2 protein-coding genes are annotated in these 2,114 nt (G+C 69.6%); one reads left to right on the top strand and one right to left on the bottom strand.

The window, feature by feature from the left end:
• A partial coding sequence (locus tag EQG76_RS16785) for an ABC transporter ATP-binding protein (RefSeq protein WP_200840869.1) occupies nt 1-1,806 on the bottom strand: 1,806 nt, incomplete at its 3' end.
• Between the two features lie 182 nt (nt 1,807-1,988).
• Here EQG76_RS16785 and EQG76_RS33520 point away from each other — a divergent pair.
• On the top strand, nt 1,989-2,114 hold a 126-nt coding region (locus EQG76_RS33520), incomplete at its 3' end, for an NAD-dependent epimerase/dehydratase family protein (RefSeq protein WP_159715497.1).

Genomic DNA, 2,114 nt, shown 5'->3' with positions numbered 1-2,114 from the left:
CCAAACCTGGACGACATGGCCGGGCGACACTTCACGGTAGGTGCGGTGCGGCGGCTCGTAGTCCGGCGGGCGGACCGGGCTCTTGATCTCGTCCTGGGAGACCTCGCGCCGCTCACCCCGCCTGGCCGGGTCCGCCACCGGCACGGCCGCCAGCAGCTTGCGCGTGTAGGGATGGCGCGGGTCGCCGAATACTGCGGCGCGCGGGCCGATCTCGACGATCTCGCCCAGATACATCACGGCCACGCGATGGCTCACCCGCTCCACCACCGCCATGTCGTGGGAGATGAACAGGTAGGCCAGGCCGTAGCGGGCCTGCAGGTCGAGCATCAGGTTGATCACCTGCGCCTTGATCGACACGTCCAGCGCGGAGACCGATTCGTCGGCCACGATCACCTTGGGCTCCAGCGCCAGTGCCCGGGCGATGCAGACCCGCTGCCGCTGGCCGCCCGAGAACTCGTGCGGCAGGCGGCTCGCCATGTCGGGGGTCAGTCCCACCTGGCGCAGGAGATCCGCGACCTTCGCCTCGGCCTCGCTGCGGCTCGCCAGCCCGTGCGCCAGCAGCGGCGCCGCGATCGAGGCACCGACGCTGCGGCGCGGGTTCAGGCTGGAGAACGGGTCCTGGAAGATCATCTGCATCGAACGGCGCATCAGGCGCAGCCCGCGCTTGTCCATCTTGCGCACGTCCTGCCCGTCCACCAGGATCGAACCTTCCAGCGGCTCGATCAGGCGCATGATCGAGCGGCCGGTGGTGGACTTGCCGCAGCCCGATTCGCCGACCAGCGCCAGGGTTTCCCCCGCCCTCAGGTCGAAGGACACGTTCTCGACCGCATGCACCCGGCCGGTGACCCTGCCGAACAGGCCGGTGCGGATGTCGAAGCGGGTGACCAGGCCGCCCACCTCAAGCACCGGACGGGCACCGGCCGCCACCGTGTCGGCGGCCTCGCCCGGCACGTCCGACTGGCCGGTCGTGATGTCGACCGTCGGAAAGCGCATCGGCCGGGGCCTGCCTTCCATCGAGCCGAGCTTGGGCACGGCCGACAGGAGGGCGCGGGTGTAGGGCCGCTGCGGGCGGGCGAAGATCTCGGTGGTCGGCCCCGCCTCCACCATCTCGCCGCGGAACATCACCACCGTGCGGTCGGCGATCTCCGCTACCACGCCCATGTCATGGGTGATGAACAGGACCGCCATGCCGTTTTCGTCCTGCAGTTCCTTGATGAGCTGCAGGATCTGCGCCTGGATGGTGACGTCCAGTGCGGTGGTGGGCTCGTCGGCGATCAGGAGCTTGGGCTGGCAGGCCAGCGCCATCGCGATCATCGCCCGCTGGCGCATCCCGCCCGAGAAGCGGTGCGGGTACTCGTTAAAGCGCGACCTGGCCGCGGGGATCCGGACCTTCTCCAGGAGCCGCACGGTTTCCGCCTCGGCTTGGGCACGCGACATGCCGCGGTGCTGGACCAGCGCCTCGGCGATCTGGAAGCCGATGGTCAGCACCGGGTTCAGGCTGGTCATCGGCTCCTGGAAGATCATCGCGATCTCGTCGCCGCGGATCTGCCGCATCTCCCGCTCGGGCAGGGTCAGCAGCTCGCGCCCGGCCAGCTTCACGCTGCCCTCGATCCGCCCGGCGATCTTCGGGATCAGCCGCATGATCGAGAGCGCGGTGACGCTCTTGCCCGAGCCGGATTCGCCCACGATCGCCACCGTCTCGCCCGGCGCCACGTCGAACGAGGCCTGGCGCACCACGGTGCGCCATTCATGCTCCATCCGGAACGAGGTCGACAGGTTCGCGACGGACAGGATCGGCGTGGTCATCGGCTGCGGGCTCTCCGGCTCCATCGACTCGCGGGTTCGGCTCCATCGATGATAGCGGCCAGCCCCGACAATCGTCCATGTCCCGCCGGCTGCGATTCGCCGCAGCCGGAGCATCGATGGGCTGAACTGCAACCGCGGCTGGCGCTGCCCCTCGCGGAGCGGCGGGCACTGCACTATGGGACATGAGGCTGTGGCCTGCGAGGCTTGAGGGGGTTCGGGTGACGACCGAAGTGACGCGCGTCCTGGTGACCGGCGGTGCCGGCTATATCGGCAGCCACGTAGTCAAGGAGCTGCGCCGGGCGGGCTTC

Origin of the sequence: Geminicoccus flavidas, assembly GCF_009806515.1 — a bacterium.
GTDB lineage: Bacteria > Pseudomonadota > Alphaproteobacteria > Geminicoccales > Geminicoccaceae > Geminicoccus > Geminicoccus flavidus.
This window is presented reverse-complemented; position numbering and strand designations above follow the sequence as displayed.